The sequence below is a fragment of the Asanoa ferruginea genome, assembly GCF_003387075.1.
GTDB classification, from domain to species: domain Bacteria; phylum Actinomycetota; class Actinomycetes; order Mycobacteriales; family Micromonosporaceae; genus Asanoa; species Asanoa ferruginea.
In genome coordinates, this window is sequence record NZ_QUMQ01000001.1 from 2,855,423 (window position 1) to 2,877,813 (window position 22,391).

Annotated in this window: 29 protein-coding genes; 19 read left to right on the plus strand and 10 right to left on the minus strand. The window is 70.1% G+C overall.

What is annotated here, in order from left to right; translation table 11 throughout:
* From pstC to DFJ67_RS43240, 4 genes are all read left to right on the plus strand, one after another.
* Complete coding sequence (gene pstC / locus DFJ67_RS13535; RefSeq protein WP_116068198.1) at nt 1–1,119, plus strand: phosphate ABC transporter permease subunit PstC; 1,119 nt, start codon at nt 1–3, stop codon at nt 1,117–1,119.
* 70 nt (nt 1,120–1,189) lie between these two features.
* Complete coding sequence (gene pstA, locus DFJ67_RS13540) at nt 1,190–2,278, plus strand: phosphate ABC transporter permease PstA (RefSeq protein WP_116068199.1); 1,089 nt, start codon at nt 1,190–1,192, stop codon at nt 2,276–2,278.
* An 18-nt stretch (nt 2,279–2,296) separates the two neighbouring features.
* Nucleotides 2,297–3,073: a phosphate ABC transporter ATP-binding protein PstB gene (gene pstB, locus DFJ67_RS13545; protein WP_116068200.1), complete on the plus strand. Its 777-nt coding sequence runs from the start codon at nt 2,297–2,299 to the stop codon at nt 3,071–3,073.
* A gap of 57 nt (nt 3,074–3,130) precedes the next feature.
* Nucleotides 3,131–5,215: a sensor histidine kinase gene (locus DFJ67_RS43240; protein ID WP_116068201.1), complete on the plus strand. Its 2,085-nt coding sequence runs from the start codon at nt 3,131–3,133 to the stop codon at nt 5,213–5,215.
* Here DFJ67_RS43240 and DFJ67_RS13555 read toward each other — a convergent pair.
* Complete coding sequence (locus tag DFJ67_RS13555) at nt 5,102–5,707, minus strand: response regulator transcription factor (protein ID WP_116068202.1); 606 nt, start codon at nt 5,705–5,707, stop codon at nt 5,102–5,104. The two genes, DFJ67_RS43240 and DFJ67_RS13555, sit on opposite strands and share 114 nt — an antisense overlap.
* A gap of 105 nt (nt 5,708–5,812) precedes the next feature.
* Between DFJ67_RS13555 and DFJ67_RS13560 the strand changes: the two genes are divergently transcribed.
* Nucleotides 5,813–6,367, plus strand: coding sequence for a dihydrofolate reductase family protein (locus tag DFJ67_RS13560; RefSeq protein ID WP_116076172.1), 555 nt, complete (start codon nt 5,813–5,815; stop codon nt 6,365–6,367).
* Here DFJ67_RS13560 and DFJ67_RS13565 read toward each other — a convergent pair.
* Both DFJ67_RS13565 and mtfM read right to left on the minus strand, forming a co-directional pair.
* Nucleotides 6,348–6,941, minus strand: a complete 594-nt coding sequence (locus DFJ67_RS13565) for a heme-binding beta-barrel domain-containing protein (RefSeq protein ID WP_116076170.1) — start codon at nt 6,939–6,941, stop codon at nt 6,348–6,350. The two genes, DFJ67_RS13560 and DFJ67_RS13565, sit on opposite strands and share 20 nt — an antisense overlap.
* A complete protein-coding gene (mtfM, locus tag DFJ67_RS44355; RefSeq protein ID WP_275407702.1) occupies nt 6,938–7,042 on the minus strand; it encodes a small membrane protein MtfM in 105 nt (34 codons plus the stop codon). The genes DFJ67_RS13565 and mtfM overlap by 4 nt, the downstream gene beginning before the upstream one ends.
* A 23-nt stretch (nt 7,043–7,065) precedes the next feature.
* Here mtfM and DFJ67_RS13570 point away from each other — a divergent pair, with 23 nt between their 5' ends.
* Nucleotides 7,066–7,428, plus strand: a complete 363-nt coding sequence (locus DFJ67_RS13570) for a DsrE family protein (RefSeq protein ID WP_116068203.1) — start codon at nt 7,066–7,068, stop codon at nt 7,426–7,428.
* Nucleotides 7,428–8,057, plus strand: a complete 630-nt coding sequence (locus DFJ67_RS13575; protein WP_116068204.1) for an SAM-dependent methyltransferase — start codon at nt 7,428–7,430, stop codon at nt 8,055–8,057. The genes DFJ67_RS13570 and DFJ67_RS13575 overlap by 1 nt, the downstream gene beginning before the upstream one ends.
* A gap of 40 nt (nt 8,058–8,097) precedes the next feature.
* On the opposite strand, the gene DFJ67_RS13580 is transcribed toward DFJ67_RS13575, so the two are convergent.
* The gene (locus DFJ67_RS13580) at nt 8,098–9,525 is read right to left on the minus strand and encodes an MFS transporter (RefSeq protein WP_239097625.1); all 1,428 of its coding nucleotides are present in this window, start codon (nt 9,523–9,525) and stop codon (nt 8,098–8,100) included.
* Between the two features lie 128 nt (nt 9,526–9,653).
* Between DFJ67_RS13580 and DFJ67_RS13585 the strand changes: the two genes are divergently transcribed.
* From DFJ67_RS13585 to DFJ67_RS13615, 7 genes are all read left to right on the plus strand, one after another.
* Nucleotides 9,654–10,307, plus strand: a complete 654-nt coding sequence (locus tag DFJ67_RS13585; RefSeq protein ID WP_116068205.1) for a TetR/AcrR family transcriptional regulator — start codon at nt 9,654–9,656, stop codon at nt 10,305–10,307.
* 20 nt (nt 10,308–10,327) lie between these two features.
* On the plus strand, nt 10,328–10,756 hold the full coding sequence (locus DFJ67_RS13590; RefSeq protein WP_116076176.1) for a Fur family transcriptional regulator: 429 nt from the start codon (nt 10,328–10,330) through the stop codon (nt 10,754–10,756).
* Complete coding sequence (ygfZ, locus tag DFJ67_RS13595; protein ID WP_116068206.1) at nt 10,753–11,838, plus strand: CAF17-like 4Fe-4S cluster assembly/insertion protein YgfZ; 1,086 nt, start codon at nt 10,753–10,755, stop codon at nt 11,836–11,838. The genes DFJ67_RS13590 and ygfZ overlap by 4 nt, the downstream gene beginning before the upstream one ends.
* 22 nt (nt 11,839–11,860) lie before the next feature.
* Nucleotides 11,861–12,700 (plus strand): beta-keto acid cleavage family enzyme, encoded by an 840-nt coding sequence (locus DFJ67_RS13600; RefSeq protein ID WP_116068207.1) that lies wholly within the window; start codon nt 11,861–11,863, stop codon nt 12,698–12,700.
* A 21-nt stretch (nt 12,701–12,721) separates the two neighbouring features.
* Nucleotides 12,722–13,672, plus strand: a complete 951-nt coding sequence (locus tag DFJ67_RS13605; RefSeq protein ID WP_116068208.1) for an asparaginase — start codon at nt 12,722–12,724, stop codon at nt 13,670–13,672.
* Nucleotides 13,673–13,744: 72 nt separating this feature from the next.
* Nucleotides 13,745–14,344: a helix-turn-helix domain-containing protein gene (locus DFJ67_RS13610; protein WP_116068209.1), complete on the plus strand. Its 600-nt coding sequence runs from the start codon at nt 13,745–13,747 to the stop codon at nt 14,342–14,344.
* Entirely contained in the window at nt 14,344–14,907 is a 564-nt protein-coding gene (locus DFJ67_RS13615) for a hypothetical protein (protein ID WP_116068210.1), read from the plus strand. The genes DFJ67_RS13610 and DFJ67_RS13615 overlap by 1 nt, the downstream gene beginning before the upstream one ends.
* Nucleotides 14,908–14,969: 62 nt before the next feature.
* On the opposite strand, the gene DFJ67_RS13620 is transcribed toward DFJ67_RS13615, so the two are convergent.
* Genes DFJ67_RS13620 through DFJ67_RS13640 form a run of 5 tightly spaced genes read right to left on the minus strand, consistent with a single transcriptional unit; the run spans nt 14,970 to nt 17,615 of the window.
* Nucleotides 14,970–15,707 carry an alanyl-tRNA editing protein gene (locus DFJ67_RS13620; protein ID WP_116068211.1) on the minus strand — a complete coding sequence of 246 codons (738 nt, stop codon included), beginning with the start codon at nt 15,705–15,707 and terminating at the stop codon, nt 14,970–14,972.
* A gap of 11 nt (nt 15,708–15,718) precedes the next feature.
* Nucleotides 15,719–16,612: an alpha/beta fold hydrolase gene (locus DFJ67_RS13625; RefSeq protein ID WP_116068212.1), complete on the minus strand. Its 894-nt coding sequence runs from the start codon at nt 16,610–16,612 to the stop codon at nt 15,719–15,721.
* Nucleotides 16,609–16,923 (minus strand): DUF2516 family protein, encoded by a 315-nt coding sequence (locus DFJ67_RS13630; protein WP_116068213.1) that lies wholly within the window; start codon nt 16,921–16,923, stop codon nt 16,609–16,611. Before DFJ67_RS13630 ends, DFJ67_RS13625 begins: the two co-directional genes overlap by 4 nt.
* A gap of 41 nt (nt 16,924–16,964) precedes the next feature.
* A complete protein-coding gene (locus DFJ67_RS13635) occupies nt 16,965–17,171 on the minus strand; it encodes a hypothetical protein (protein WP_116068214.1) in 207 nt (68 codons plus the stop codon).
* 48 nt (nt 17,172–17,219) lie between these two features.
* A complete protein-coding gene (locus tag DFJ67_RS13640) occupies nt 17,220–17,615 on the minus strand; it encodes an MmcQ/YjbR family DNA-binding protein (protein ID WP_116068215.1) in 396 nt (131 codons plus the stop codon).
* A gap of 46 nt (nt 17,616–17,661) precedes the next feature.
* Here DFJ67_RS13640 and DFJ67_RS13645 point away from each other — a divergent pair, with 46 nt between their 5' ends.
* Nucleotides 17,662–18,144, plus strand: coding sequence for a GNAT family N-acetyltransferase (locus DFJ67_RS13645; RefSeq protein ID WP_116068216.1), 483 nt, complete (start codon nt 17,662–17,664; stop codon nt 18,142–18,144).
* A 200-nt stretch (nt 18,145–18,344) separates the two neighbouring features.
* Here DFJ67_RS13645 and DFJ67_RS13650 read toward each other — a convergent pair whose 3' ends face one another.
* Entirely contained in the window at nt 18,345–18,890 is a 546-nt protein-coding gene (locus DFJ67_RS13650) for a hypothetical protein (RefSeq protein WP_116068217.1), read from the minus strand.
* 856 nt (nt 18,891–19,746) lie between these two features.
* On the opposite strand from DFJ67_RS13650, the gene DFJ67_RS13655 reads away from it, so the two are divergent.
* The 4 genes from DFJ67_RS13655 to DFJ67_RS13670 are packed head-to-tail and all read left to right on the plus strand — an operon-like array spanning nt 19,747 to nt 22,365.
* Nucleotides 19,747–20,229 (plus strand): hypothetical protein, encoded by a 483-nt coding sequence (locus DFJ67_RS13655; RefSeq protein WP_116068218.1) that lies wholly within the window; start codon nt 19,747–19,749, stop codon nt 20,227–20,229.
* 5 nt (nt 20,230–20,234) lie between these two features.
* Entirely contained in the window at nt 20,235–20,717 is a 483-nt protein-coding gene (locus tag DFJ67_RS13660) for a hypothetical protein (protein WP_116068219.1), read from the plus strand.
* A complete protein-coding gene (locus tag DFJ67_RS13665; RefSeq protein WP_116068220.1) occupies nt 20,714–21,895 on the plus strand; it encodes a hypothetical protein in 1,182 nt (393 codons plus the stop codon). The genes DFJ67_RS13660 and DFJ67_RS13665 overlap by 4 nt, the downstream gene beginning before the upstream one ends.
* Complete coding sequence (locus DFJ67_RS13670) at nt 21,895–22,365, plus strand: hypothetical protein (RefSeq protein ID WP_116068221.1); 471 nt, start codon at nt 21,895–21,897, stop codon at nt 22,363–22,365. Before DFJ67_RS13665 ends, DFJ67_RS13670 begins: the two co-directional genes overlap by 1 nt.
* Nucleotides 22,366–22,391: the final 26 nt, after the last annotated feature.

Below are 22,391 nucleotides of genomic sequence, written 5' to 3' on the forward strand. Positions count from 1 at the left end.
ATGGCCGACAGGCACTCCCGCTCGGCCGACGTCAACACCGGGGGGCCGGGCGTGACTTCCAGTCACGCCCGGCCCGCCGGTGCAACGGCGTCGACCGGCGTTCTCGACGGGCAACCGGGTGGCAACGCCCCGGTGCCGCCAGACTTCCGCACCAACGGTGGTGGCCTGGGCGGCGGCGGAGCACTGCCGCGGCGCAAGGGCTTCGGCGCCGAGTCCGTGTTCCGTGCCACGACCCTGGCCGCCGGCACGATGGTGCTGATCATCATCGTGGCGATCACCGTCTTCCTGATCGCGAAGGCGGTTCCCGCCCTTCGCGCCGACGACGCCAACTTCCTGACGACCAAAGAGTGGTTCGCCAACGACACGCCGGCTCGCTTCGGCATCGCGGCGCTCGCCTACGGCACGGTCATCACCGCGGTGATCGCCCTGGTCGTCGCCGTGCCGATCGCGCTCGGCATCGCGCTCTACCTCTCGCACTACGCGCACAAGCGGATCGCGACCACGCTCGGGTTCCTGATCGACCTGCTGGCCGCCGTGCCCAGTGTGGTGTTCGGCCTCTGGGGCCTGATCGTCTTCGTCCAGCCGGTCCGCGACTTCTCGGTCTGGCTCAACAAATACTTCAGCTGGCTGCCGCTGTTCGGCGGCGACGGGCCGTTCGGCCGCTCCCTGATGCTCGGTGGGCTGGTCCTGGCGATCATGGTGCTGCCGATCATCACCTCGCTGTCCCGCGAGGTGTTCATGCAGACACCGACCGCCAACGAAGAAGCGGCCTGGGCACTCGGTTCGACCAAGTGGGAAATGATCCGCACCGCGGTCCTGCCCTACGGGCGGCCCGGCGTGATCGCCTCCGTGATGCTCGGCCTCGGCCGCGCGCTCGGCGAGACCATCGCGCTGGCGATGACCCTCGGCTTCCTCAACGAGATCTCGCCCAACCTGATCAAGAACGGCGGCAACACGATCGCCGCCAACATCGCCAACGGCTTCGGCGAGGCCGGCGAGATCGGCCGCGGCGCGCTCATCGCGTCCGGTCTGGTGCTCTTCACGATCACCCTCATCGTCAACATGATTGCCCGGGCGATCATTTACCGGCGTCGCGAGTTCACGGAGTCCGCCGCATGAGCGAGCGAAGCGAGCGCAGCCGGCTCAGCCGCCAGGGGTCGTGCGCCCCCGAGCGAAGCGAGGGAATCGCATGACCGCAACTGCTGTCAACACCGGGTTGCCGGCTCCGGGTCAGAACCCGAAGCTGCGCACGAAGAAGCTGCCCAACATCGGGCTGCTCGGCATCGCGATCGTGGCGCTCGGCCTGTCGGCCGCGGTCGTCCTCGGCACCGGCATCGGCAACTGGGTGCTCGTCCTGGTCGTCGGGCTGGCCTTCTACCTGATCGGCGTCTTCATCGCGGTGCAGGCGGTCGAGGGCCGCCGCGCCGCGCGCAACCGCACCTGGAGCGCGCTGATCCACTCGGCGTTCGTGCTCGCGTTGCTGCCGCTGGTGTCGGTCGTGTGGACCCTGGTCTCCAAGGGCGCCGACCGGCTCGACGGCGACTTCTTCAACTCGTCGATGAACAACATCGGTGCCCGCGACCCCAACGGCGGCGCCTACCACGCGATCATCGGCACGCTGGAGCAGGTCGGCATCGCGGCGCTGATCACCATCCCGCTGGGCGTCCTCGGCGCGATCTACATCGTCGAATACGGCCGCGGCCGCTACACCTTCATCATCCGGTTCTTCGTCGACGTCATGACGGGCATCCCGTCGATCGTCGCCGGCCTGTTCGTCCTGGCGTTCTGGGTGCTGATCGTGTCGCCGTGGTTCAACGACGGCAAGCCGGCCTTCTCCGGCTTCGCGGCCGCCCTGGCGTTGAGCGTACTGATGTTGCCGACGATCGTGCGGTCGACGGAGGAGATGCTGCGCCTGGTGCCCGCACCGCTGCGCGAAGGGTCCTACGCCTTGGGCGTGCCCAAGTGGAAGACGATCCTGAAGATCGTCATCCCGACGGCCCTGCCCGGCATCGTCACCGGCATCATGCTGTCGATCGCCCGCGCGGCCGGCGAGACCGCTCCCGTGCTCCTGGTCGCGGGCGGCAGCGCCGCGATCAACTTCAACCCCTTCGCGGCGCAGCAGGGCTCGCTGTCGCTCTTCGTGTTCCAGCAGGCCGGCGACGCCTCGCGCTTCGCTCCCGCCCGGGCCTGGACGGCAGCGCTCACCCTGGTGGTGCTCGTCCTGGTCCTGACCATCGCGGCGAAGCTGCTCGCCCGCCGCAACCGCATCCCTCGCTAGCAACCTGAAGGACTGAAAATGGCCAAGCGTGTCGAAGCGACCGGGGTCACCGCCTACTACGGCTCGTTCAAGGCGATCGACAACATCAACCTGAGCGTCGAGCCGAAGACCGTGACCGCGCTGATCGGGCCGTCGGGCTGCGGCAAGTCGACGTTCCTGCGTTCGATCAACCGGATGCACGAGGTGCTGCCGGGTGCCCGGGTCGAGGGCAGCCTGACGGTCGACGACGAGAACATCTACGACAAGGATGTCGACGTCACCGCCGTACGCCGGATGATCGGCATGGTCTTCCAGCGTCCCAACCCGTTCCCGACTATGTCGATCTTCGACAACGTCGTCGCGGGTCTCAAGCTCAACGGGGTGCGGCGCAAGTCGGTCCTGGCGGACGCGGCCGAGAAGGCGCTGCGCTCGGCCAACCTGTGGGACGAGGTCAAGGACCGGCTCGGCAAGCCCGGCGCGGGCCTGTCGGGTGGTCAGCAGCAGCGGTTGTGCATCGCGCGGACGATCGCGGTCGAGCCGCAGGTCGTGTTGATGGACGAGCCCTGCTCGGCGCTCGACCCGATCTCCACGCTGGCGATCGAAGACCTGATGTTCAAGCTGAAGGACCGCTACACGATCATCATCGTGACGCACAACATGCAGCAGGCGGCGCGCGTCTCCGACCGCACGGCGTTCTTCTCCATCGAGCGCACGGGCGACCCCGGCCGCCTGATCGAACACGACTCGACGCAGAAGATCTTCAGCAACCCGAGCCAGAAGAAGACCGAGGACTACATCACCGGCCGCTTCGGCTGAGCTTTCCTCAAGGTTCGGCCCGCGACAGCCGGTCGCGGGCCGAATAGGATCCGGGCGATGTCCACAACCCACCCGGAGCTGCGGCTGGCCCGATTCGCCGCCGCAGCGCTCGCGGTGGGGTTCGGCTTCGGCGGCCTGGTCGGCATCATCAACAGCGCCGAGCCGGTCACACACCGACTGGTGGCGCTCGCCCTGCTGAGCGCGTTGGTCGGCCTGCACCTGCGCACCTGCGTCCGCCCGGCCGACGGCAGCCGCCCGGCGGCGTGGCGGTCGACGCTCGCGGTCCAAGCGCTGCTGACCGGCGTCGGCATGATCTGGTTCGCCGACACCTGGTACGGCAACTCCGGCTTCCTGGCCGCCGCCCTGCTGCTGTTGATCCGGCCGCCGTCGCTGGCCTGGGCTCTTTCTGGGCTCGTCGTGGTCGCGCAGTTCGCCGCCGCCGTGCCGGTCCGGCCTACGGTCGGCGAGGCGCTCTATCTCGCGGTGGGCCACACCGCCTTTGTCGGGATCGCGCTGTATGCGGTCGCCCGGCTGGCCGACCTGGTGACCGATCTGCGGGAGACCCGGCTCGAGTTGGCCGCGGTCGAGGTCGCCCGGCAGCGCTTGGCCTTCGGGCGGGAGCTCAACGAGCGGGTCGGCGCCAGCATGCGCCGGCTGATCCAGCACGGCGAGGCCATCCTGGCTCGGCCGGACGCCATGGGTGCGCGGTTGGAGCTCGACCGGTCGCTCACGATGGCTCGCGCGGCGCTGAATGACGCGCGCTCGGTCGCGCACGGCCACCGCGTGGCCGACGGCGACCGCGTGGCAGGCGGCGACCGCGTGGCGGGCGGCGACCGCGTGGCGGAGGGCGACCGCGTGGCGGAGGGCGCCCGCGCGGCTGACGGCGACCGCGTCGGGCACGACCACCGTGACGACGGCGCGGTGCGAGGCCATCCCGCGGCGGATCTCGGCACCGCGGGCGTGGCGGCCGTCGCGGCCTTAGCGGTCGTGCTCATGATCGTTCCCACCGAGGTGCGTTGGGCGGCCCGGGTCGGCCTGTCCGGCGGCGAGTGGGCCCTGCTGACGGTCGCACTGGCCGGCTTCGTCGCCTGCTACCTCGTCGGCTGCCTGCCGCCGCGCGACGGCGCCCGCCCCCGCTGGTGGCCGGCCGTCCTGCCGGCCGCCGCCGCACTGGCCGTGGCGCCGCTGGCCGCGTTCACGTTCCAGGTGTGGCACGTGGCCTACTTCCTGCCGGGCCTCACCCTGGTCCTGCTGCGCGGCCCGGCGCGCTGGCTGGTCAGCGTGCCGCTGATCGCTCTCGACCTGGTGCTCTACGCGTGGGACGCCAACCTGGGCGACCCGACCGTCCTGGGCCAGGCCTACGAGCTGGTGTGGTCGGGCGAGCGGGCGTTGCTGGTGTTCGCGCTGGCCAGCATGGCCGGCCTGACGGCCCGACTGGTGACCGCGCGAAAAGAGCTGGCCCGCGCCGCCGTCGTGCACGAGCGGCTGCGGTTCGCCCGCGACCTGCACGACCTGTTCGGCTTCGGCCTCTCCGTACTCGTGCTGAAAAACGAACTGGCCCTGCGCCTGCTGACCCGGGATGCCACGCGCGCCCGCGCCGAACTAGCGGAAGGCGTCGACGTCGCCCGGCAGTCGCTGGCCGAACTCGAGTCGGTGGCAGTGGGCTACCGCACGATGACGGTCGACGCCGAGGCCCGCATTGCCCGCACGGTGTTGACCGACGCGGGCATCGAGGTCACGGGCGAGGTGACACCGGGACCGCTGGACCCGCAAACCGACACGGTCCTCGCGATCGTGCTCCGCGAGGGAGTCACCAACGTGCTGCGGCACAGCGCCGCACGCCGGTGCACGCTGGCGGTCGAGCGCACCGCCACCGACGTGCTGCTGCGCATCACCAACGACGGTGCCGGGAAGGCCGGCGAGCCGGGGATGGGCCTGGCAAGTCTCACCAGTCGCCTAGCTGCCCTGGGCGGCCGCCTGACCGCACAGGCAGACAAGGACGGCTTCACGCTCGTGGCGACGATCCCGCTACAACCAGCCCTGGTCGGTCGCGATGCGGATCGCGTCGACGCGGTTGCGCGCGTCGAGCCGGGTGATCGCCGACGAGAGGTAGTTGCGCACCGTACCCACGCTGAGAAATAGCGTCGCGGCGATCTCCTCGGGTCCGGCGCCGGTCGCGGCCAGGCGCAGCACGTCGATCTCCCGTGCCGGCAACGGACTGTCCGGCGTCTCCAGCGCCGCGAGCGCGAGCTGCGGGTCGACCACCCGCTCGCCCGCGGCGACTTTCCGGATCACGTCGATCAGCGTCTGCGGCACCGAGTGCTTGAGCACGAAACCGGCAGCGCCGGCGGCGAGGGCCCGGCGCAGATGGCCAGGCCGAGACAGGCCGGTCAGGATCACGGTCCGGCAGGAGGGCACCCGGTCGCGCAACAGACCGGCGCCGGAGATGCCGTCCAACCCGGGCAGGTCGATGTCGAGCAGAGCGACGTCGGGTCGCGCGCGGGCGGCAGCGTCGACGATCTCGTCACCACGCTCCACAGTGGCCACGACGGCGAGATCGTCCTCCAGCTCCAGCACCGCCGCCAACGATTCGCGCAGCAGTCGAACGTCCTCGGCGATCATCACTTTGATCATGTGAGTTCCTCATACGGGGTCGCTGAGCGGCGCACTACCAGCCGGATAGCTGGACCGGAACTCTATCCACAGGCCCGAAATACGGGCGCCGGAAGGGAAATGACGATGCGCAGGATCATCGCCTCGACATACTCGACGCTTGACGGGTTCATCGACAACCCGCACCTGTGGTCGATGCGCTACAACAGCCCCGACGCCATGAAATACGCGCTCGACCTCGCGCTCGGCGCCGACGCGCTGTTGCTGGGTCGGGTCACCTATGAGGGCATGGCCCAGGCGTGGCCCAACATGGGCGGCAACCCCTATGGCGACCACGTCAACAGCATCGAGAAATACGCCGTCTCGTCGACCCTGCGCGAGCCCGCCGACTGGAAGAACTCCAGCATCATTCCGGCCGACGAGCTGCACGAGCGGGTGACCGAGCTGAAGAGCGCCCCCGGCAAGGACATCCTGATCTGGGGCAACGGCCGGCTCACCGACGACCTGGCCGCGCACGGGCTGCTCGACGAATACCGCGTCTGGGTCTACCCGGTCATCAAGGGCAGCGGGCAGCCGCTCTTCGGCCCAGACAGCGTCACCGCGATCGAGCACGTCGACACCACGACGTTCGAGTCGGGTGTCGTCGTGCTCACCTACAAGGTCAGCCGCCCACTCGGATGAGCCGCGCGGACAGGTGCGGCGACATCGACTGGCCGACGGCGGCCATGTCCTGCGCGTAGAGAAGGGCGCCCTCGACGATGCCGAAGAGGCGGTGACCGGCCGTGACCTCTTTGGCCGTCGGGGTGCGCAGGACCAGGTCGGTCGCCATCTCGACGCGCGTGCCCTCGATCTGGCCGATGTGCATCTCCATGATGCCGCTCGGCGTCGTGAACAGGACCTCGAGCTCGCCGGTGCCCTTGCCGTCGACGATCACCGGGCGCCACCAACCGGTCTCCCGGCCCGCGGGCCTGACCGGCAGGTTCTCCTCGCTGATCACCCAGGCGCGCGACTCGTAGTAGAGGAACGGCCGCCCGTCGTGGGTGATTTTGATTTCCTGGCCGTAGTCGAAGTCGTCGATCGTCGGGAATCCACCACGACCGCGGCCGCGCCAGAGCCCGATGTAGGGCAGCAGCGGCTGCAACGCGGGGTGCAGGTCGGGGCCCTCGCGCAGGTCGTAGGTCTCCACGAAGGGATAGGGCTCCACCGGCGGGGCGTTGAGCCACGGCGGTGGAGCGATCGGGTTCTCGTCGGTCACCATCTGCCCCTTGCTATGCGTGCTGCCAGGTAGACCAGACCACCCGCCAGCGCGCCGAAGCCCGCCACCAGCAGGCTCACGAACCCGATCTCGGTCACCACGGGAACGATCCTATGCTGAGCCAATGGCTCGTACGTTGATCGTCAAGGTCACCGCCGGGGCGGACGCGCCGGAGCGGTGTGCCCAGGCCTTCACCGTCGCCGCCACGGCCGTGGCCGCCGGCGCCGACGTCTCATTGTGGCTGACCGGCGAGTCGGCCTGGTTCGCGCTCCCCGGCCGGGCGGCCACCTTCGAACTGCCCCACTCGGCACCGCTCGAAGACCTGCTCGCTGCCGTGCTGGCCGGCGGCCGGGTCACCCTCTGCACCCAGTGCGCCGCGCGCCGGGAGATAACCGAGACAGACCTCATTCCGGGTGTACGCATCGCGGGCGCGGCCGCCTTCGTCGAGGAGTGCCTGGCCGACGGCGTGCAGGCGCTGGTCTACTGATGGCCACCAAAGACTGGGTGCGCTGGCACGCCGAGTACGCCGATCCGAACTCGGCTTTTTCGCAGCGGTTGCTGGTCGTGCAGGCACAGATCCGAGCGGCGCTCGATGCGGCCCCGCCCGGCCCGATCCCGGTCGTGAGCATGTGCGCGGGGGAGGGGCGCGACCTGCTCGGCGTGTTGGCCGACCATCCGCGGGCCGCCGACGTGTCGGCCCGACTCGTCGAGCTCGACCCCCTGTTGTCCGACCGGGCCCGGGCCGCGGCCACGCCGTTGCCGTCGACGATCGAGGTGGTCACCGCCGACGCCGGGTGGACCGATCCCTACGTCGGTGCGGTGCCGGCGCGACTGGCGCTGTTCTGCGGCGTCTTCGGCAACATCTCCGACGCCGACGTGGCCGCCACGGTGGCTGCGGCGCCGTCGTTCGTGCAGCCCGGCGGCGTGGTCATCTGGACCAGGAATCGGCGGGAGCCGGATCTGGTGCCGCAAATCTGCGAGTGGTTCGAGTCGGCCGGGTTCGAGACGATGTTCGTTTCGCCGAAGGACGCCGGCTGGGGGGTCGGCGTGCATCGGTTCGCCGGCGCGACGCGACCCCTCGAAGCCGGCCGGAGACTGTTCACCTTCCAGCGTTGAACCCGGGCCACCAGGGCCCGGGTCCAAAACGTGTGGTGGGTCAGGCGCGGGCCTTCTTCGGCAGCAGGAAGCCGATGGCGAAGGTCACCGCGGTCAGGCCGAAGGCGATCAGCGTGACTCGCTCGACGCCCACGTCGAGGTGGCTGAAGAAGACCGTGCCGAGGATGGCGACGCCGAGCGCCGAGCCGAGTTGCTGCAACGACTCGAGGATGCCCGACGCCGAGCCGACCTCGTGGTCACGCACCTCGCCCATGATGATGTCGAAGAGCGGCACGAAGATCATGCCCATCCCGATGCCGTAGACCAGCAGCGGCGCCAGCAACTCGCGAACGCCCAGGCCGTCGATCTGGAGCATCGCGTAGAGGGCGCCGATGCCGACCAGCATCAAGGCGAGTCCGATGTGGAGGATGTGCCGGCCGAGCCGGTTGATCATCGTGCTGCCGAAGCCGGAGCCGATGAACGCGCCCACCGCCCACGCCGCCATCGTCAGGCTGGCCTTCATCGGGCTGTAGCCGAGCACGAGCTGAAGGAACATCCCGACGGCGAGCGAGAACCCGGCGATCGAACCGAAGAACACGATCACGAACAGCACACCTGAGGCGTACGACCGGCGCGTGAACACCGCCAGCTCGACCAGCGGGTGCCGACCCGAGCCGGTCCGGCGGAGCTGCCGCCGCGCGAACGCACCGAACACCGGCACCGACGCGGCCATCATCGCCAACGTCCACAGCGGCCAGCCAAGTTCGCGCCCTTGCACCAGCGGGAACACCAGCAGCACCATGCCGGCCGCGGCGGTGAGCGCGCCGGTCACGTCGAGGCGGGTCCGGGTGCGGGTCGGTGCCGCCGTGGGCAGCGCGGCCCGGCCGGCGAGCAGGGCGAAGATGCCGAGCGGCAGGTTGATCGCGAAGACCATCCGCCAGCCGCTTCCGAACAGGTCGGCGTCGATCAGGGCGCCGGCGACGACCGGGCCGAGGATCGTGGCGAAGCCGATGATCGGGCCGAACGTGCCGAACGCCTTGCCGATCTCGCGCGGCGGGAAGAGGTCGCGGATCAGCCCGAAGCCCTGCGGGATCATCACCGCCGCGAACAGGCCCTGCACCACCCGGGCGGCGATCAGGCTCTCCGGCGACCAGGCCGCCGCGCAGAGCAGCGAGGCGCAGACGAAGCCGACCACGCCGACCAGCAGCACCCGGCGCCGCCCGAACATGTCGCCCAGCCGGCCGCCGGTGAGCAGCCCGACGGCGAGCGCCAGCGTGTAGGAGGCCGCGATCCACTGCAGGCTCGTGAAGCTGCCGCCGAGCGACGCCTGGATCGCCGGCGCGCCGACGTTGACCACCGTGGTGTCGAGCAGATTCATGATCGTCGCGGCCAGGATCGCGAAGAGCCCGAGCCAGCGGCGCGGCTGAGCGGCCGGAGTCGCGGGCGCTGCCGCCGGGGCGGCGGTGGGTTCGAGGACAACGGTGCTCACGGCAACCTCCGAAGCGGAGCGGAATGAACTGTTCCGAACCCAGACTAGCAGAGCGGAATAATCCGTTCCATAGTTTGAAGCAGCAGAACAGAACTCTTCGTTCCGCGAGGGTGGTAGCGTTGTGTGTCATGACGACCGTCCCGCTGAGCGGCCGGCGAGCCCAGGCCGCACGCAACGACGCGGTGATCCTCGACGCCGCCCGCGACGTGTTCATCGCTGACCCGTCCGCGCCGATCTCCGCCGTGGCGCACAAGGCCGGCGTCGGGATCAGCGCGCTCTACCGCCGCTACCCGAGCAAAGAGGAACTGCTGGCCAAGCTCTGTCTCGACGGCCTGTTGCTCTACAACGAGATCGCCGAAGAGGCCAACGCCGCGCTCGACGCCGGCACCGATCCGGCCGAGGCGTTCGGGACCTTCATGGTCCGGGTCGTCGACGCCGACACACACTCGCTGACCCAGCGGCTGGCCGGCACCTTCCAGCCCACCGAGGAGCACACCCGCGGCGCGATCCGGGCCGGCGAGCTCAACCAGCGACTCTTCGACAGCCTGCACGCGGCCCACGCCGTCCGGCCCGACTTCGCCTTGGCCGACCTCGGCCAGATCTTCGAGATGATCGCGGCCATCCGCTTCGGCGACGACGAACGCCGCGGCCAACTCCGCCGCCGCTACCTGGCGCTGGTCATGGCCGGCATCTTCCAGCCCGACGCCGGTCCGCTGCCCGGCCCGGCGCCCTACATCGGCGAGTTCGCCGGCCGCTGGACCAAGGTCACCGACGCTCAATAACGGCGACCTATCATTTGAAGGTGTCGGATTCCTCGCTTGCCGAAGTTCTCCGCGCGCGGGGCCTCCGGCTGACCGCGCAGCGGCAACTCGTTCTGGAAGCCGTCTACCAACTGGGCCACGCCACGCCCGAGCAGGTGCACAACGCCGTGCGGGAGACCGCCGCCGGTGTGAACATCACCACGATCTACCGCACCCTGGAACTGCTCGAGGACATCGGGTTGGTTACCCATACGCACCTCTCGCACGGTTCGCCGACCTACCACGCGGCGGGCGGGCATCAGCACGTCCACCTCGTGTGCCGGTCGTGCGGTGAGGTGACCGAGGTTGACCCGGCGGTGTTGCAGCCGCTGGTCGACCAGTTGGCCGCCGACCGCGGCTTCCGGGTCGACGTCGGGCACGTGGCGCTGTTCGGCGACTGCGGCGGCTGTGAGGGGCAGGAGCAGGGATGATCGACACACCCGGTGCGATCGCTGTTGAGGCGATCGACGAAGAGAGTGCGGACCATGGCGTGGCCGCGCACTACGGCGACCCCAACCGCGAGCAGCGGCTGCTGGCCACCGATGTCGGGCTGGTCGACCGCTCCAACCGCGGGATCATCGCCGTGCCGGGCGAAGAGCGGGCCTCCTGGCTGCACACGCTGACCACCCAGCACCTCGCCGACCTCCACGCCGGGCAGGGCAGCGAGTTGCTGGTGCTGTCGCCGCACGGGCACGTCGAGCAGCACGCGGTGGTCGCCGAAGACGGCACCACCACCTGGCTCGACACCGAGCCGGGCGCCACCGCGGGTCTCCTCAAATACCTGGAGATGATGCGGTTCTTCACCAAGGTCGACCCGCGCGACGCGAGCGCCGAATACGCCATGTTCTCCCTGATCGGCCCCCACGCGGTCGGCGCCGCTGCGAAGCTCGACGAGAGCCTGGGCAGCCTGCGCGAGCCCGACGCGGTCGCCGTGCCGGCCGCCAAGTTCTCCGCCGGCGACGCGCCGGCCCGACCGACCACGATCTATGACACCCGCCCGCTGCCCGGCGGCGGCTTCGCCCGGCGCACCGCGCTCGGCGTCGACTTCCTGGTGCCCCGCGACCAGTTCGCCAGCACCACCGCCCGCGCGCTCGACCTGGGCATCGCGCCAGCCGGCCTGTGGGCCTACGAGGCCACCCGGGTCGCCGCCCGCATCCCGCGGCTCGGCTGGGAGACCGACCACCGCACGATTCCCGCCGAGGTCGACCTGATCGCGCCGGCCGTGCACCTCGACAAGGGCTGCTACCGCGGCCAGGAGACGGTCGCCCGGGTGCACCACCTCGGCCGCCCGCCGCGCCGCCTGGTGCTGCTCCACCTCGACGGCATCACCACCGACCAGCCGCCGGCCCGGCACACCGAGGTGACCGTCGACGGCCGCACGGTCGGCTTCGTCGGCACCGCGGTGCGCCACCACGAACTCGGCGCGGTCGCGCTGGCCGTGCTCAAGCGCAACGTCGCCGACGACGCGACCCTCCAGGTCGGCGAGTCCACGGCGGCGATCGACCAGCCGTAAGGGGTCGTTCTACTATCGCGCCATGACAACAACGACGTTGATCACGGTGGCGCCTACCGGGGCTGAGTCGGCCAAGGCTGACGTGCCGGCCCTTCCGGTCACGCTCGATGAGCTGGTGGTGACCGCCAAGGAATGTGCGGCGCTGGGCGCCTCGGTGATCCACGTGCACATCCGTGACGAGCACGCCCGGCCGACGCTCGACCTCGGCCGGCTGCGGGAGACCGTCACCGCGCTGCGCGAGTCGACCGACCTGATCGTGCAGCTCTCCAGCGGTGGCGCGACCACCGACCCCGAAGCCGACCGGCTGCGGGTGCTCGACGCCGGCCCCGACATGGCCTCCTGCACGATGGGCACGGTCAACTTCGGCGACGACGTGTTCCTCAACCGCTGGGAGTTCATCGTCGACCTGCACACCCGGATGCAGGAGCGGGGCATCGTCCCTGAATACGAGATCTTCGACCTCGGCCACCTCGCCGCGCTGGAGCGGCTGCTCGGCAAGCACGGGCTGCCAGCCGGCGGGCACGTGCATGTCGACTTCGTGATGGGCGTGCCGGGCGGGATGCCGGGCACCACCGCCGCTCTGGTCGCCTGCGCCAACGAGGTGCGCAACCTGCCGGCGGGCACCACGTTCTCGGCGACCGGCATCGGCCGCACGGCGATCCCGGTGCTGCTGGCGTCGCTGTCGGCCGGCGGGCACCTGCGGGTCGGCATGGAAGACACCGTCACCTACGCCAAGGGCCGCCCGGTCGAGTCCAACATGCAGCTCGTCGCCCGCGCGGTCGGCTTCGCGCAACTCGCCCAGCGCCCGCCGATGACCCCGCTCGACGCGCGTGAGCTGCTCGGTCTCAAGACCAACCGCTGAGCCGAGAGGTACCGTCGCGCCATGGGCAAGTTCTACGAAGGCGGCGTACGCCTCGCTGAGGTCGTTCGTTCCGGCTTCCCGGAGGGCTACCACCACGGTTCCGTGGTGGTCCTCGACGCGACCGGCACCGCCGTCGCGACCGCGGGCGATGTCGAGTCGCCGATGTTCCCGCGTTCGTCCAACAAGCCCATGCAGGCGGTCGGCATGCTCCGCGCGGGCCTGCGGCTCGGTGACCCGGCCGACCTCGCGCTCGTCTGCGCCAGCCACTGGGGTCAGGACATCCACGTCGACCGGGTCGCGGCGCTGCTGTGGAAGGCCGGGCTCGACGAGTCGGCGCTGGGCTGCCCGCCCGACATGCCGCTCGACCCGGCCGCGGCCGCCGACGTGATCCGGGCCGGTGGCGGGCCGTCGCGCATCCAGATGAACTGCTCCGGCAAGCACACCGGCATGCTGCTGACCTGCCAGGCCGCCGGATGGCCGATCGAGGGCTACCTGCAACCCGAACACCCGCTGCAAAAGGCGCTGGCCGCCGCGGTCGCCGACGTCGCCGGCGAGGAGATCGTGGCCACCGCCGTCGACGGTTGCGGCGCGCCGCTGCTCGGGCTGTCCTTGACCGCGCTGGCCCGGGGCTTCCTGCGGCTGGTCGACGGCACAGTGGAGGCCAGCCCCGCCGACGCGATGCGGGCGCATCCCGACCTGGTCTCCGGCCGCGACACGACCGAGAGCAACCTGATGCGGGCCATCCCCGGGATGCTCGTGAAAGCTGGTGCGGAAGGGGTCATGGCGGTTGCCGTGCCCGGCGCCGGGGCGGTGGCGATCAAGATGGACGACGGCGCGCACCGGGGCAACCGGCCGGTGCTGGTGTCGGCGCTGCGCCGGATCGGCGTCACCGGCGCCGCTCTGGAAGAGACCGCTGACGTGCCGATTCTCGGCGGGGGAGCGCGAGTGGGAGAACTGCGCAGCCTTTGGTGAGACTCATGACACTGCTAACTGCTGTTAGCGTTTCGCTTGCAGGAGCTAGCAGACGGAGCTACCGTCGTACGCATGCCCTCGAAAGATCTGCCCCGCGATGTCGGCGGGTTCATCCGCGATCTGCGGCGTAACGCGCAGATCTCGCTCCGCCAGCTCGCCGAGCAGGCGGGCGTCAGCAACCCCTACCTGAGCCAGGTCGAGCGCGGGCTGCGCAAGCCCAGCGCCGAGGTGCTCCAACAGCTCGCCAGCGCACTGCGGGTCTCCACCCCGGTGATGTATCTGCGCGCCGGCCTGCTCGAGGAGAAGGAGGGGTATGGCGTGCTGACCGCGATCGCCGCCGACTCCGAGCTCACGATCGCGCAGAAGCAGTCGCTCAGCCAGATCTACGAGACGTTCCGCCGCGAGAACGCGCGGCACGCCGAAGCGGAAGCGGAGACGGCCAAGCAGGCCGAAGCCGCGAGCGAGGCGGCCGCCCAGGCCGCGCGCGCCGCCGACGCCGCTGCCGCCGCGGCCGGTCGTGCCGCCGGCGGGGCCACCGAGGCCCCGACCGGCTGGCCCGGCGACACCGAAGCCACCCCAACACCGCCGGCGAAGAGCCGGCCGGTGGTCAAGAAAACGGCCAAGAAGGCCGTGAAGAAGGCGGCACCAAGGGCCGCCGAGGAGGAGAACTGATGTCCCAGCCGAAGACGACCCGCATTCCGGCTCCGTTGTACGCGGCCGCCGGCGCCGGGGAGATGGCGTTCCGCCAGCTGCTCAAGCTGCCGGCCTACGCCAACGACCTGGGCGACAAGGCCGCCAACAACGGCGCGGAGCTTCGTCAGCAGGTGATCACCACGACCGCCGAGCTGCAGAAGCGGGCCACCGCGGCCTACCGGCAGGCCAACGAGCGCGCGGTCAAGCTGCGCAAGGAAGACCTCGACATGGACCGGCTGCGCGACCTCGCGATGCGCCAGGCCGGTCAGTTCGCGGTCGGCGCGCAGGAGCTGCAGGAGCGGGCGATCTCGTTCTACACCCAGCTCATCGAGCGCGGCGAGAAGGTCGTGGGCACCGGTGTGGTGCAGGCGGCCGACACGGTGCAGGCCGACATGATCGAGACCGAGAAGCCGGTCAAGCCGGAGAGCAACGGGCACGTAACCAGCAACGGCCACGGCACGATCGGCTCCGGCGAGACCAAGCCGATCGCCAAGAAGACCGTCTCCCCGCCGAAGAAGAACACCACCCCCAACACCAAGTAGGGGTACGCGTCGCGAAAGAGGGGACCGACCGGCTGGTCGGTCCCCTCTCGCGTGCTCGAACGTCAGTCGGCGATGCGGACGCGTACCCGCCGATTGGCCTTGCCCTTGCTTTCGACCTTGACGACCTGGATCCGGCCGATCTGGCGGGTCGACGCGACGTGGGTGCCGCCGTCGGCCTGCACGTCGAGCCCGACGATGTCGACGATGCGGATCTCCTGCTCGTCGGCGGGGATCAGGTTGGACTGGGTGCGGATGATGTCGGGCAGCGCCAGCGCGTCGTCGCGCGGCAGCACCTTGACCGCGACCGCCCGGTCGGCGGTGACCTCGGTGTTGACCAGCTCTTCCAGCTTGATCTTGAAGTCTGGTGGCACCTCGGGCAGGTTGAAGTCCATCCGCGCCTCGCCGGGCTCCATGTTGCCGCCGGTGACCAGCGCGCCGAAGTCGCGGAACACCACGCCGCAGAGCACGTGCAGCCCGGAGTGGGTGCGCATCAGCATCGTGCGGCGGCCGTCTTCGACCGCACCGGTGACCGCGGTGCCGACCGGCGGCAACGGGTCGCCCTCGGCGGGCAGCAGGTAGAGATCGTCACCCTTGCGGGTGCCGACGATCCGGGTCTGGGTGCCCTGCCAGAGCAGCGTGCCGTGGTCCGGCGGCTGGCCGCCGCCACCGGGGTAGAAGGCCGATCGGTCGAGCACGATGCCCTCGTCGGGCGACGAGTGCAGCACCGTGCACTCCCACTCGCGCAGCGTCGGGTCGATCAGGTCGAGACGGTGTGTGCGGCCATGTTCGGAAACGCCCATGACCGGGCAGACTACTCCGGCGCGTTGAGGAACTCGGAGATCCGGGCGCGCAGATCGGACCGCTCGGTCCAGACCACGCCCGGCCGGTCGTAGACGTGCAGCGTGGCATTGGGCAACACGGCCGCGAGCCGCTCGGCGACCGCGACCGGGTGCAACTCGTCGCCGGCGCTGCCGATCACCAGCGTGCGGGCGGTGACCCGGCCCAGCCGGGTCGGATCGGCGATCGCCACCTCGTCGGCCAGCGAGGCCAGGTCGGCGGCGAGGCCGTCGCGCATCAACTGGTCGATCCGCTGCCGCAGGTAGGCCCAGATGGCCGGGGTGCCGCGCAGGTTGGGCGGGATCTCGGTGGAGATCGCGTCGGCGACCGCGGAGACGTCACCCGCCTCGACAGCGGCGGCCAGGGTGGCCAGCCGGCTCTTGACCGCGGCTGGCCGCGGCAGGTCGAGCACGGCGGGCAGGAAGAAGACCAGCCGGTCGAACCGGTCGGGACTGTCGGCGACGAGCCGGGTCAGCGCGCCGGCGCCGAGGCTCACCCCGAGCGCCCGGGTCGCCCCCGAGAGGTCGGAAATGGCCCGCAGGTCACGGGCCAGGTCGGCGTAGGTCCACGGCCCTTTTGGTGCGTCGGAGCGACCGTGGCCGCGGAACTGGAAGAACACCTTGCGCCCGTCGACGGCGCTGCCCAGCGGGCGGGTCACCGCGATGCCGCTGGCCAGCCCGTGCGCGAACACGGTGGTCGGGGTGCCGGTGCCGGTGACGAGCCGCTCGAGGCGGACGCCATGTGGTGTCGCCACCAGTTCTGTCTCCGGCTCGGGCAGCGTCGGGCGCCCGCTGCGGGGTGCGCTCGGGCCGGGGCCGTAGGTCCGCGGGCCACCGTCGGGCGGTGGTGGCCAGCGGAAATCCCTCACCAGAAGCCTTTGCCGTCGGTCAGGTCTTTGAGCCCGACACGCACGTCGAGCAGGTAGACGAGCGCCGCGCCGATGCCGACCAGCCGGAACAGGCTGAACGTGCCGAACGGGAGCAATGACAGCAGGAGGCAGATGCCCAGGATGGCCAGCCAGCCGCCCTTGGGCAGGGTGCCGATCGCTGGGAAGGCGTCGGTGCGTTGGGTGAGGCAGTGCACGAACGCCACGCCGATCAGCACCAGCGAGAGAACCAGGAAGAAAATGCTGATGCCGTTGAGGACATCGTCATAGAAGATGGGCGCGCTCGTGGGCATGCCCCTAAGCGTACTTCCGCGACGGCGTGTGCCGCCCGCCGTCAGCGCTCGGGGATGTAGCGCCACGGCGGGTCGCTGCCAGGCGCGTCGTCGGCGACGTAGGTCTGGGTGACCTTCACGTCGCCGTCGGGCCCGGTCCAGCGCCATTCGTGGGTCAGCGGGCTCGGCGGCAGGTCGTCGGTGATCGGCACCTCAATCTGAGTGCCATCCTGCGGGCCGCCGATGACCGGAATCCACGCTTTTGCCATGCTCCGATCATCGCTGGGCGATCTGCACGGCGCAGCAAAATCGCCCTGTTATCCCGGGGGTTGGCTCACGCGCGAGGCCAACTTCTTGGGCGCCATGATGCGGTAGCTCTCCGTCAGCAACTCGCCAACCTCGACCCAGTCGGTGCGCCGGCTGAACGTGATGCCGACCACGTTGGTGCCCCAGTCGGCTCTGAAGTAGGGCGGCCCTTGGCTGGCAAAGGCCGCGACCTCGTCATCGGGCGCCCGGAAGGTCATCACGACCAGCGGCTTCCCGCGCGCCCGCGGGTGGTCGGGGTCAAGGGTGTGCACGTGGGCGAACGTGCGCTGGCGGATCCGCCAACGCACGCCGACCCAGGCTGGCTCTTCGTAGGTCTCAGGCAGCCCGAGACAGACCGGCCGGAGCCGATCAAGAATCTGCGGTGGCACGTCGCCGGGCGCGGACACGGAAAGACCGTAGCGCCGGCCTCTGACACTTCCGTAGCCTCGGCCCATGCCGAAGGTCACCCTCCGCCCGGCTTCAGACGACGACGCCTCGGCGATCGCGTCGATCTGGCAATCGGGCTGGGCCGACGGCCATCTCGGCAACGTGCCGGATGCGTTGGTCGCGGTCCGGACGCCGGAGTCTTTCCAGGTCCGGGCCGTCGAAGGGGTGGCGCACACGACGGTCGCCGTCGTCGGGGGCGTGGTAGCCGGGTTCGTGATGGTGGTCGATGACGAGGTCGAGCAGGTGTACGTGGGCCGGGCGCATCGGGGTTCCGGCGTCGCGGCTCTGTTGCTCGCGGAGGCCGAGCGGTTGGTCGCGGCCGAGGGGTATCGGGAGGCCTGGCTCGCGGTGGTGGCGGGCAACGCCCGCGCCCGCAGCTTCTACGAACGAAGCGGCTGGTCCGACGCGGGCGTCTTCGACTACCCGGCCAACACGGCCGACGGCCCAATCCCGGTGCCTTGCCACCGCTACGTAAAGCCAGTCGGCTAACCCGGACAACGAAAGCGCCCCGCACCTCCGAAGAGATGCGGGGCGCCTTGGCCTCACAACGATGATCGCCGGCCAAACCTGCGAACTAGCGACCCGAGTACCACGGCGCCGAGGGCCACGCCGAGCAGCGACAACACGTCGGCTCCGGTGGTGGGTAGCGGCTCACCATCCGGCGACGGCGACGTTGCTGGGCCGTGCATTCACGGATTAAGAACGATCGGGCCCGAGGTGGCCCCGTCGCGAGTCGCCTCGAACTCCACCGTCCAGGAGGTCGCGAAGCTGATCCCAGAGCACCGCTCGTCCGCTGCGAGTTGGAGAAGCACCGCATCCTGGAGCTTGACGTTGTTGAGCTGGTTGTCGTTGGCGATCACCGGTCCCGTTGTGCCGGGTTCGTAGGTGACGGCTGAAAGCATGCTGGCGCAGTAGCCCGCGTCGGTACCCCCGGTGATGTGGCCGCCGAGGATTGCGCTCGGCGTGATCTTCTTGATTCGGGCGTTGACGGTGTTGCTGGCGGGGTTCGAGACCTGGATGTTCACGCTGCCCTTCTCTCCTGGCAGCAGCGAGAGCTGCCCGGGGCCGCGGCCGAGCCACGAACCGTTGACCGTGACGGAGTTGAAGGTCTCGGCGGTACCAGTCGCGTTTGCGGTGCCTGTCCGAGAGAACACCGCCCAAGCGGTGCCTGCAGCGGCGAGGACGCCCGCGGCGGCGAGGGTGGCGGCAAGGATTCGCTTCGAACGCTTCTGCAACGGAGTTCTCCTAGTGCGTGCCGGCGTCCGGGCCGGCTATGTATTCGGGGAGGGTGCCGCGGCGCATACCGGATGTTTCTGCCCAGTTGCGGCGACGAGGGAAACTATGCCGGAAGCGGACGAGATCGCAGCATAGAGAACACGGTTTGTGATTGCTCGCCGACAAGCGGTTCTGCCGGTCGAACTAGTCGAATGGCGCCGCCGGACCGGATGACCCCGAATAGGTGACGGGCGAATAATGCGATTATTGCTCGATGAGCCCGCCGCATTCGGCGCGCTTAATCGCGACTATTGCTCGTCGAATAGCACCGAGAATTGCTCGCCGCGACGCCGCGGCGAGGCGGCCGGACGGTGGACCGCGAGAAGAACTCGCAAAGGCCGAAGATCCAGCGAAGTGCCAGGTCAGTGGCGCTATGGACGTACTCCGCTGGTGGTGGCAATGAGCCATGTGCTAGCCAGGTGTTTTCGCAGGTCAGAGCACTTTTGGCGATCACAGAACGCGGCTAAAGGGGACTTAACGGGCATAGCGGATCGCTCTAAGGGGTTAAGCCGTCAGGGCTTAGTTCGGGAATTTGTGCACAGAGAAGCTCGGACGGTTGCTTGTTGAGTGGAAAGCAAGATCTCGGGCATTGTTGTTCTCGGCGCCGGACCGCCTCCACCGGGCCGGCGCCATCGAGATTTTCTCTCGCCCCAATTAAGCCCCGCTTTGAAAGGACCATCCGCCGATGCGCGCGTTCACGAAGCGGGCCGTCGCCACTGCTGACAGCGCGGCCGGGCGACCAATTGTCACTCCGGCCAACCACGCGGCCTGACCGCCGAGCCGTTTGAAACCGCACTCGGTAGGAGCGAACGTCCCATGCGCAACATCTCCCAGCGCACCGCCGTCATCACCCTGGTCGTCGTCATCGTCGCCGGCATCGCCAGCGTGGCGTGGGCGGCATGGTCGGTCACGGGAAACGCCACGGCGACCGTGACCGCGTCGGAGGTGACCGCGCTTCAGGCGACCGCCACGCCGACGGGGCATCTCTTCCCGGGCGGCAGCGCGGCCATCGAGGTCAGCGTCACCAATCCCAACGACTTCGCCGTCGAGGTGCAGTCGTTCTCGAAGGATCCGCGGGTGACGGTCGACGCGGCGCACGCCAAAGCGGGATGCACCGCCGCCAGCGTCCGCCTGAAGCCGACGAAGACCGCGATCGCCCAGCGGGTCGACGGTGACGGCGGCACGAAGAGCTTCGTCGTCGAAGACGCCGTCGAGATGCTCGACAACGCGCCGCAGTCCTGCCAGGGCGCGTCCTTCGAGATCACGCTCGCGCTGGCCGGCGTGAGCCTCCCGGACTGAAGCTCGTGAAACTGATTACGGCGCTGAGCGCCGCCGCGCTGGCGCTCACCCTGGTGGGCGTGGCGGCCGGTTCGGCCGCACAACCGGCCGGGGCCGACCTACGCCTTTCCGGCGTGGGCCGGCCCTGGCCGGGCGCCGGGCCAGACCAACCGCGGACCTTCACCGTGGAGGCCACACCGGTCTCCGGCTTCTACCCGGGCGCCGAGCGGTCGGTCCCGGTCCTGGTGCGCAACCCCTACCCGTTCGACCTGCGGATCACCAGCCTCGGCGGCGAGGTGGCCGACAGTTCCCGCCGGGACTGCCCGGCCGGCCCCGCCAACCTGGCCGCCGGTCCGCACCAGGGCGAGCTGCCCATGACGTTGCGCGCACTCGAGGCGCGCGAAGCCGGTTCGATCCCGTTCCGGATGCCCATTTCGGTGACCGACCAATGCGTGGGGGTCACCTTCACCATCCGGATCACCGGTGTAGCCACGAAGGTGAACAAGTGAAGCGACTGATCGCCACCTCTCCGGCCGTGCTCGGCGGAATCGCGGCCGTCACCCTGGTCGCCGGTGCCGGCGCGGCCATCGCCGCCTGGCGCGTGCAGAGCGAAGAGGTCGTGCTGACCGCCGGGACCGCGACGCTGTCCCAGGGCAACAAGCCGGTGGTCGCGGCAAAAGGCAACCTGGTCACGGTCTCCTGGACGCCCAACACGTTCGGCGAGCGCAAGGTCGACAGCTACCGGATCAAGCGGTACGACCTGAGCGGCACCGCACAGCAGCCACACGGGGGCTGCGAGGAAAACGTGGCCAAGGAGACCTGCACCGACGCGCAGGTGCCGGTCGGCTCGTGGCGCTACACGGTGGTGCCGGTCAAGGCCGGCTGGACCGGGCCGGAGAGCGAGAAGAGCGACGCCGTCCTCGTCGCGGCCGACGGCAAGGTGGTGGTGATTCCGGCACCACTGGTCGACAAGGCCGCCGGCCCGGCCGCCGGGCCCGCGGTCGTGCAGCTCGGCGATCCCGCCGACCCGGCTGTCGCGACCACCGACCTGGCCAACCAGCCGCCGGCGTGGACGCTTCAGCCCGGCGCAGACGGTGTGCTCGGCAAGGACGACACACTGACCTACGGCGGGAGTGCGGCGGTCGACCCCAAGACGATCATCAAGGACTGGGACGGCAAGGCGCGCGACGTCACCGTGGCGGCCAAGGCAGCCGACCCTGGCCACTCGGCGGTGCTGACCGTCGACGACGGCACGACGCGGGTGTTCGGGCCGCTGGCGGTGCCCGACTCGACGGTCGCGGCCGACACCACCTTCACCGCCACCCTGGCCGCGGTCGACGGTCGGATCGTCGTGACCCTCGGCGCGCCGCAGGTGGCGCCGGCACCCGACGAGGCGGCGCCCGCGCCCGCTCAGCCCACCGAGACCAGCCCGGGACAGCCGGTCCAGGAACCCGAGACGACCGCGCCGGCCGAGCCGCCCAGCCAGGAAGCACCGGCACCCACCGAGTCGGCCGGCAGCGGCACCGAAAGCGAACCGGCCGGCCCGCCGGCCAGCGACGGCGGCGGCGCCACCGAGGGTGAGCCGGACACGCCGCTGACCGACACCTCAGCGACCGGGACGCCGCCGGCCGCCGAGGTCACCCCGACGGCGACCGGTGACCCGGCCGTCGTGCTCGTCTCCGCGTGATGACCGCCGCGGTCGACGAAGATGTGACGACCCGTGACCTGACCAGCCGTAACCTGGCGCAGGTCCGGAGCGGTGTTAACGGTGTGCAGCTCACGCCGAAGAAGATCCTCGCGCTTATGCTCGGGATCGGCCTGCCCGTGGTGATCTCAGCGGGCTGGGCGCTCGGCCAGCGTGGGCCGACCGAGACCGCCGAGGGCGGGGCCGGTGCGATGGGCACCGCGCCCGAGGAGCAGGTGCCTTCGCCGGCCGCGCAGCAAGACGTCTACGACGACGGGCCGGTTGTGGTTCCGATGGTGAGCACCGCTGCTACGGCGACGCCCACGCCGTCGGCCGAGGCGAAGACCTCGCCGGGGCCGCACCCGACCACCGGCGCGACCCCGCTGCCTGAAGACGAGACGCCGAGTCCGGAGCCAAGCCCCTCGGATCCGGAGCCGACGGTCGAGCCGAGCGTGCCGGCGACCGACCGCTAAAGCCGAAACCAGGCAAATCGCCCACC

Excerpts from the sequence above, each read along its gene's own strand:
- pstC (WP_116068198.1), top strand. The coding sequence starts at position 1 with ATGGCCGACAGGCACTCCCGCTCGGCCGACGTCAACACCGGGGGGCCG.
- pstA (WP_116068199.1), top strand. The coding sequence starts at position 1,190 with ATGACCGCAACTGCTGTCAACACCGGGTTGCCGGCTCCGGGTCAGAAC.
- pstB (WP_116068200.1), top strand. The coding sequence starts at position 2,297 with ATGGCCAAGCGTGTCGAAGCGACCGGGGTCACCGCCTACTACGGCTCG.
- DFJ67_RS43240 (WP_116068201.1), top strand. The coding sequence starts at position 3,131 with ATGTCCACAACCCACCCGGAGCTGCGGCTGGCCCGATTCGCCGCCGCA.
- DFJ67_RS13555 (WP_116068202.1), bottom strand. The coding sequence starts at position 5,707 with ATGATCAAAGTGATGATCGCCGAGGACGTTCGACTGCTGCGCGAATCG.
- DFJ67_RS13560 (WP_116076172.1), top strand. The coding sequence starts at position 5,813 with ATGCGCAGGATCATCGCCTCGACATACTCGACGCTTGACGGGTTCATC.
- DFJ67_RS13570 (WP_116068203.1), top strand. The coding sequence starts at position 7,066 with ATGGCTCGTACGTTGATCGTCAAGGTCACCGCCGGGGCGGACGCGCCG.
- DFJ67_RS13575 (WP_116068204.1), top strand. The coding sequence starts at position 7,428 with ATGGCCACCAAAGACTGGGTGCGCTGGCACGCCGAGTACGCCGATCCG.
- DFJ67_RS13585 (WP_116068205.1), top strand. The coding sequence starts at position 9,654 with ATGACGACCGTCCCGCTGAGCGGCCGGCGAGCCCAGGCCGCACGCAAC.
- ygfZ (WP_116068206.1), top strand. The coding sequence starts at position 10,753 with ATGATCGACACACCCGGTGCGATCGCTGTTGAGGCGATCGACGAAGAG.
- DFJ67_RS13600 (WP_116068207.1), top strand. The coding sequence starts at position 11,861 with ATGACAACAACGACGTTGATCACGGTGGCGCCTACCGGGGCTGAGTCG.
- DFJ67_RS13605 (WP_116068208.1), top strand. The coding sequence starts at position 12,722 with ATGGGCAAGTTCTACGAAGGCGGCGTACGCCTCGCTGAGGTCGTTCGT.
- DFJ67_RS13610 (WP_116068209.1), top strand. The coding sequence starts at position 13,745 with ATGCCCTCGAAAGATCTGCCCCGCGATGTCGGCGGGTTCATCCGCGAT.
- DFJ67_RS13615 (WP_116068210.1), top strand. The coding sequence starts at position 14,344 with ATGTCCCAGCCGAAGACGACCCGCATTCCGGCTCCGTTGTACGCGGCC.
- DFJ67_RS13620 (WP_116068211.1), bottom strand. The coding sequence starts at position 15,707 with ATGGGCGTTTCCGAACATGGCCGCACACACCGTCTCGACCTGATCGAC.
- DFJ67_RS13630 (WP_116068213.1), bottom strand. The coding sequence starts at position 16,923 with ATGCCCACGAGCGCGCCCATCTTCTATGACGATGTCCTCAACGGCATC.
- DFJ67_RS13635 (WP_116068214.1), bottom strand. The coding sequence starts at position 17,171 with ATGGCAAAAGCGTGGATTCCGGTCATCGGCGGCCCGCAGGATGGCACT.
- DFJ67_RS13645 (WP_116068216.1), top strand. The coding sequence starts at position 17,662 with ATGCCGAAGGTCACCCTCCGCCCGGCTTCAGACGACGACGCCTCGGCG.
- DFJ67_RS13655 (WP_116068218.1), top strand. The coding sequence starts at position 19,747 with ATGCGCAACATCTCCCAGCGCACCGCCGTCATCACCCTGGTCGTCGTC.
- DFJ67_RS13670 (WP_116068221.1), top strand. The coding sequence starts at position 21,895 with ATGACCGCCGCGGTCGACGAAGATGTGACGACCCGTGACCTGACCAGC.